The sequence below is a fragment of the Thalassolituus sp. UBA2590 genome (assembly GCF_002339775.1).
Lineage (GTDB): Bacteria > Pseudomonadota > Gammaproteobacteria > Pseudomonadales > Oceanobacteraceae > Thalassolituus.
Map to the genome: position 1 here is coordinate 1 of NZ_DDKU01000054.1, position 5,521 is coordinate 5,521.

General features: G+C 53.2%; 7 protein-coding genes. 2 read left to right on the top strand and 5 right to left on the bottom strand.

Annotation, left to right across the window (positions count from 1 at the left end; genetic code table 11):
- The 4 genes from B2067_RS04955 to maoP all read right to left on the bottom strand — a co-directional run.
- Positions 1 to 1,035, bottom strand: a 1,035-nt coding sequence (locus B2067_RS04955; protein ID WP_301387651.1) for an aspartate aminotransferase family protein, incomplete at its 3' end; no start/stop codon positions are given.
- 115 nt (positions 1,036 to 1,150) lie between these two features.
- Positions 1,151 to 2,056, bottom strand: a complete 906-nt coding sequence (gene rimK / locus B2067_RS04960; protein ID WP_068440265.1) for a 30S ribosomal protein S6--L-glutamate ligase — start codon at positions 2,054 to 2,056, stop codon at positions 1,151 to 1,153.
- 59 nt (positions 2,057 to 2,115) lie between these two features.
- Positions 2,116 to 2,541 (bottom strand): ATP-dependent zinc protease, encoded by a 426-nt coding sequence (locus B2067_RS04965; RefSeq protein ID WP_068440268.1) that lies wholly within the window; start codon positions 2,539 to 2,541, stop codon positions 2,116 to 2,118.
- Positions 2,516 to 2,860, bottom strand: a complete 345-nt coding sequence (maoP, locus tag B2067_RS04970; RefSeq protein WP_076514898.1) for a DUF413 domain-containing protein — start codon at positions 2,858 to 2,860, stop codon at positions 2,516 to 2,518. Before maoP ends, B2067_RS04965 begins: the two co-directional genes overlap by 26 nt.
- Before the next feature lie 132 nt (positions 2,861 to 2,992).
- Between maoP and hdfR the strand changes: the two genes are divergently transcribed.
- Positions 2,993 to 3,844, top strand: a complete 852-nt coding sequence (gene hdfR / locus B2067_RS04975; RefSeq protein WP_068440275.1) for an HTH-type transcriptional regulator HdfR — start codon at positions 2,993 to 2,995, stop codon at positions 3,842 to 3,844.
- Positions 3,837 to 4,811, top strand: coding sequence for an alcohol dehydrogenase catalytic domain-containing protein (locus B2067_RS04980; RefSeq protein WP_301387653.1), 975 nt, complete (start codon positions 3,837 to 3,839; stop codon positions 4,809 to 4,811). The genes hdfR and B2067_RS04980 overlap by 8 nt, the downstream gene beginning before the upstream one ends.
- Positions 4,812 to 4,823: 12 nt before the next feature.
- On the opposite strand, the gene queE is transcribed toward B2067_RS04980, so the two are convergent.
- Positions 4,824 to 5,521 (bottom strand): 7-carboxy-7-deazaguanine synthase (gene queE / locus B2067_RS04985; protein ID WP_301387654.1); only part of this gene is annotated, 698 nt, incomplete at its 5' end.

A 5,521-nucleotide genomic window follows, 5' to 3' on the forward strand; every position in this document is an offset into this window, starting at 1 on the left:
GCCCTTTGCCATTAATTCGGTGCAGTCTTTGGTCAGAACAATCCCCATCATCAAGCCACGTCCCCGGATTTCGGAGAACAGAGGGTTGTCCTGTAAACGCACGTTGAAAGCACTGGCGAGGTAGTTACCCATGTGAGCAGCGTTCTCAGCCAACTTTTCATTTTCTATGGTCGTCACTACCGCGTTCGCGGCGGCGCATGCCAATGGGTTTCCGCCGTAGGTCGACCCGTGGCTTCCGGGCTGCAGTACTTCGGCTGCTTTGCCCCGGGCGAGACAGGCACCAATAGGTACACCGTTGCCGAGCCCTTTGGCTGTGGTAACAACATCCGGAGTAATGCCGAATTGTTGGTAGCAGAAGTAGCTGCCAGTACGCCCGTTGCCGGTCTGTATTTCATCAACCAGCATCAGCAGGTCATTCTGGTCGCAGATATCACGCACAGCTTTAATGTAATCTTCGCCGGCCGTTGCCAGGCCACCTTCACCCTGAACAGGTTCCAGCATAACCGCGACGATATTCGGGTTTGCGCGAACGACTGCGCGGATGGCATCGGCATCCATGTAAGGGACACGCACGAAACCATTCAGCAGAGGGCCGAAACCTTCCTGCGCTTTCGCGTTGCCGGTAGCCGTCAGTGTTGCCATGGTACGACCGTGGAAAGCTTTGGTCATCACCACGATGACAGGCTCTGAAGTGCCCTTCTGGTGGCCGTATTTTCGCGCAATTTTGATGGCGGCTTCGTTGGCTTCTGCGCCTGAATTAGAGAAGAACACGTTATCCATGCCCGAAATACGGGTCAGGTTTTCAGCCAGTTCCTGCTGTCGGCCGATGCCGTACAGATTTGATGTATGAACGAGCTGGCCCGCCTGCTCCTGAATCGCAGCGGTAACGGCGGGGTGCGCATGACCCAGGCCACAAACAGCGATACCGGTCAGGGCGTCCAGATACTTACGGCCTTCTGTGTCGTACAACCAGCAGCCTTTACCGTGGGTAAAGGTTATGGGTAAACGGCCATAGGTATTCATGATGGCGTGCATATGTGTTTCTTCCTCAGAACGCAAAAGGGCAGCCATGGCTGCCCAGATAAATACCGCGCCCGGTTTTACTGGGGCGCATTCGAACTATACGAGAGGGGATGCTGTTTGTAAACGCTTACCCCTTGCCCTTTGTTTTGGTGTTGTGCGCGCGCGCATGTTTCTCAATATGCATCACGATTTTAGTGGCGACATCGATACCGGTAGAAGACTCAATACCTTCAATGCCGGGGGATGAGTTTACTTCCATCACCACCGGACCATGGTTTGAACGCAGGATATCGACACCCGCGACGTTAAGCCCCATGGTTTTGGCGGCACGCACTGCGGTGGCCCGTTCTTCAGGGGTGATTCGTACAACCGTTGCCGTACCACCGCGGTGCAGATTCGAGCGGAATTCACCTTCGGCAGCCTGACGCTTCATAGAAGCAACAACTTTATCGCCCACGACCAGGCAGCGGATGTCAGCACCGGACGCTTCTTTAATGTATTCCTGTACCATGATGTTGGCTTTCAGGCCCAGGAAGGCTTCGATCACACTTTCTGCGGCTTTCTTCGTCTCAGCCAGTACCACACCAATACCCTGAGTTCCCTCAAGAAGCTTGATCACAAGAGGAGCGCCACCGACCATCTGGATCAGGTCCGGAATATCATCCGGGCTGTGGGCAAAGCCGGTCACTGGCATGCCGATGCCTTTGCGCGACATCAGCTGCATGGAACGCAGCTTATCCCGTGAGCGGCTGATGGCTACGGATTCATTCAGTGGATACACACCCATCATTTCAAATTGACGCAGTACCGCCGTACCGTAGAACGTGATTGATGCGCCAATACGAGGGATGACAGCATCAAAGCCCTCTAATTGCTCACCTTTATAGTGCATTTTGGGGTCAACGCTGTTGATGTTCATATAGCAATGCAGCGTATCCAGTACATGCACTTCATGTCCGCGGGCCTCGGCTGCCTCAATCAGACGTCGGGTTGAGTAGAGGCTGGCACTGCGTGACAGTATGGCAATTTTCATAACGGGTTCCTGATGGGTCATAGCAACGACTGAAAAAATTAATAGATAAGATGCTTCGCTCAGCCGCGACTGACATCCACAAGAAAGCGGCCTTTGATAGCCTTTCGGCCTATCAACATAGGGTACTTCATACTGCCGCGGTGACTGAGGCTGATTTCAGTTTTAAAGCTCAGGCCACCTACGTTCATTTCTGTACCGATAATATAACGCTGTGAGCTATGCCCGTTCGAACTGGTGATCACACGCTGCTCGACGACCGGCGCTTCGCACGTTTGATCAATCCGGGCTGACTGTTTATTAAACTTTACGTGAAACCGCACCCAGAGTTCGCCATCGCGTCTGAACTCTTCAATATGGTCAGCATGAAGGCTACTGGTAGCAGCGCCGGTATCCACCTTGGCGTCGCAGCCGATGCCAAGGTCCGGGAGTTCTACAGCTTCGATGAAGCCGAGTACATGATCAGTCATCTGTTTCCGTGTTCTCATAGTCTGCCTCCGATGCTGAGGAGGAGGCTGTAAAATAAATCTGCTTGCGAGCAAGCGCTTTGCAATAGGCGGCCCATGCGCGTTCGACCGCGTTAATAGGCTCAAGTTTCTGCTGGCAGAAGTCAACAAAGCGGACTTCTTCATCGGTCGCCGCTTCGCGTGTTCCTTCGTGCAGCGACTTCAGAGCATCGCCCATATTCTCGAGGATGTCAGCCTGCTGGCGCGTAAAGTCACCTGAGCGCTGAAAACCACGTGGAAAGTTAGCATCGTCAAAGAATTTCTTTGAAGTTTCAAAGCTTTTCGCTTGAATTTGACTCATAAAGCACCTGCCATCATCAAAGTTGTCGATCACAAAAGAAATCGGTCTTTTGTGTTGGGCGGAGTATGGTCAGGGGCGTGTCTGTGGTAAAACGAAAAAATCTTCTCGTTACGTGAAAGTTTTCTGGTTGAAATGGATACGGATCTACTTAAAACATTTATGGAAGTCTCACGCACCCGGCATTTTGGTCGTGCGGCTGAAAACCTCTACCTGACCCAGTCTGCGGTGAGCTTCCGCATTCGCCAGCTTGAGGGTCTTTTGGGTGTTGAGTTGTTTTCCCGACAGCGAAACAACATCCAGCTGACGCCTGCAGGCGAGAAACTCATCCCCCTGGCTGAAAGTAGTGTGCTTCTGGAGCAGCGCATCCGCCACGAGGTGGCCATTGCCGATGACCGTCATTATCAGTTCGCGCTTGGCGCTACGCCAAACCTGTGGGACGCCGTGCTGCAACAGAAGCTGCCGGCTTTGTTGCGACGCCCGGGTATGGCAGTCAGCGCAATGGCGCATAGCAGCAGCGCGCTGGTACGACAGATTCTCGAACGCTCGTTAGATCTGGCGTTGGTGTTTGACGCCCCGAAAGCCGATGAACTGGTGACCCGCGAAGTTATGTCTGTGCCTCTGGTCATGGTCGCTTCTGAAAAATGCTCTGAATGGAATCAGGCCGCCGAGCTCGGTTACGTGATGGTTGATTGGGGGACGTCGTTTCGTATTCAGCACGCTCAGGAATTTAAAGGTATGGCGGCGCCAGTGCTCAAAACCAATACTGGCCGTATTGCTCTCGACAGCATCCTGATGCACGGTGGTGCTGGTTACTTACCTGCGACTATGGTTGCACCTTACCTCGAAAGTGGTGAGCTGCATGAAGTATCCGATGTTCCTGAAATGACGCGCCAGGTGTTCGCGAGTTACCTGAGTACTCGTAAAGATGATGAACTCATAGGCGATATCATCAGCCAACTATTGGGGAGCAGCCACCATGAGTAATACCGCACAGCATAGTAACAGTGGCTGGTATTTCGCTGAAACAGGCGCCCCCACAGTTCTGGAGCAAACTTCACTTGATATGCCGCATGTTTCTCCTGGCGGACTACTGGTCAGGGTCATAGCTTCGGGGTTTAACCCGATCGACACCAAAATCCGCGCCGGGCTGGCGCCAATTGCCTCGGATAATCATGTGGTCGGTTGTGACCTCGCCGGTGAGGTCATTGCTGTTGGTGAGCAGGTGACCGGCTTCTCTGAAGGCGATATCGTTTATGGCTGTGCGGGTGGAGTAAAAGGAAGTAGCGGGACGCTGTGTCGTTACATCGTGGTCGATGCCGACCTTATGGCATTGGCTCCTCACTCTGTTAAAGCTGAGCAGGCAGCGGTTCTTCCCTTGGTGTCGATCACGGCCTTTGAAGCGATTGAACGCCTGCACTTACAGGCAGATGAATCCTGTCTGATTATGGGAGGATCTGGTGGCGTCGGCCAGATGGCTCTGCAACTCGCTAAGCTTCGTGGTGTTGCTGTTACGGCCACTGCCGGGGATGACATCCGCCGCGATCAGATCGCCTCGTTTAATGTGACTGCAATGTCGCACGGAGAGGCGGCTGAACATGCAGGCAAGTTCGATAAGGTGCTCGATACCTTCGGTGGTGAGAGCTTTCAGACAGCGCTACATGCCTGTGCTCCAGGCGGTCAGGTTGCAACCATCAATGCTCGTAATACTTACGACCTGACTCAAGCGCATGCTAAAGCCTTGAGCATTCATGCCGTGTTTATGTTGTTACCTTTACTGAGTGGTAAAGGCAGAGCGACTCATGGCCGCTTTCTCAGCTGGTTAGCGAAAGAAGTCGATGCTGGGCGCATCACGGTGCCTGAAACAGAGGTGCAATCGGCGAGTGCGGTTGCAGACGTTCACCGGCGCTACGAAGCCGGTGAGCTGAAAACGAAGGTCGCTTTTACCCTGTGACGCTGAGTGGCCTTATTCTATTCCGAGCAGTTTGTGGGTCTGCAAGCTGAGCTTCCATTTTGGGTGCTTCATGCAGTAATCCACGGCTTTTCCGGTGTTGGAAACAGATAGACCTTCTTTTGCCCCTTCAAGCTTGTCGCTGGCGATCACTACAGGCTCGAAGTCTGCCATTGGTTGCAGGTAGCAATGCTCAGCGACGATGTAATCAAAGCGTTCTGGTGGAGCATCTGCTTGTGGGTATACCAGTTTCAGTTCGTCGCAGTTGATGACGGCAAGTTCGGAGTCGCCTTTCGGGCTAAGGCATATCCAATCAATACCGTCCGGTAACGGCAGGGTGCCGTTGGTTTCGATGGCAACCTCAAACCCTGCCTTATGCAGCTCATCGACAAGCGCTGAATCAAGCTGGAGCGCTGGCTCGCCACCGGTACAGACGACATAGGGCTTTCCCTGAACTGAATTTCCTGAGGTCTCTCCTGGCCACTGCGATGCAATGATTGTTACCAGTTCACTTGCAGAATACTCACCACCCAGGTGTCCGTCGGTACCGATAAAGTCGGTATCACAGAACTTACAGACAGCGGCAGTACGGCTGTCCTCGCGGCCATTCCACAAATTGCATTTAGAGAAACGGCAGAAAACAGCAGGACGTCCGGCTTGAGCGCCTTCCCCTTGTAATGTGTAGAAGACCTCTTTAACGCGGTAGGTATTCT

Excerpts from the sequence above, each read along its gene's own strand:
- rimK (WP_068440265.1), bottom strand. The coding sequence starts at position 2,056 with ATGAAAATTGCCATACTGTCACGCAGTGCCAGCCTCTACTCAACCCGA.
- B2067_RS04965 (WP_068440268.1), bottom strand. The coding sequence starts at position 2,541 with ATGAGAACACGGAAACAGATGACTGATCATGTACTCGGCTTCATCGAA.
- maoP (WP_076514898.1), bottom strand. The coding sequence starts at position 2,860 with ATGAGTCAAATTCAAGCGAAAAGCTTTGAAACTTCAAAGAAATTCTTT.
- hdfR (WP_068440275.1), top strand. The coding sequence starts at position 2,993 with ATGGATACGGATCTACTTAAAACATTTATGGAAGTCTCACGCACCCGG.
- B2067_RS04980 (WP_301387653.1), top strand. The coding sequence starts at position 3,837 with ATGAGTAATACCGCACAGCATAGTAACAGTGGCTGGTATTTCGCTGAA.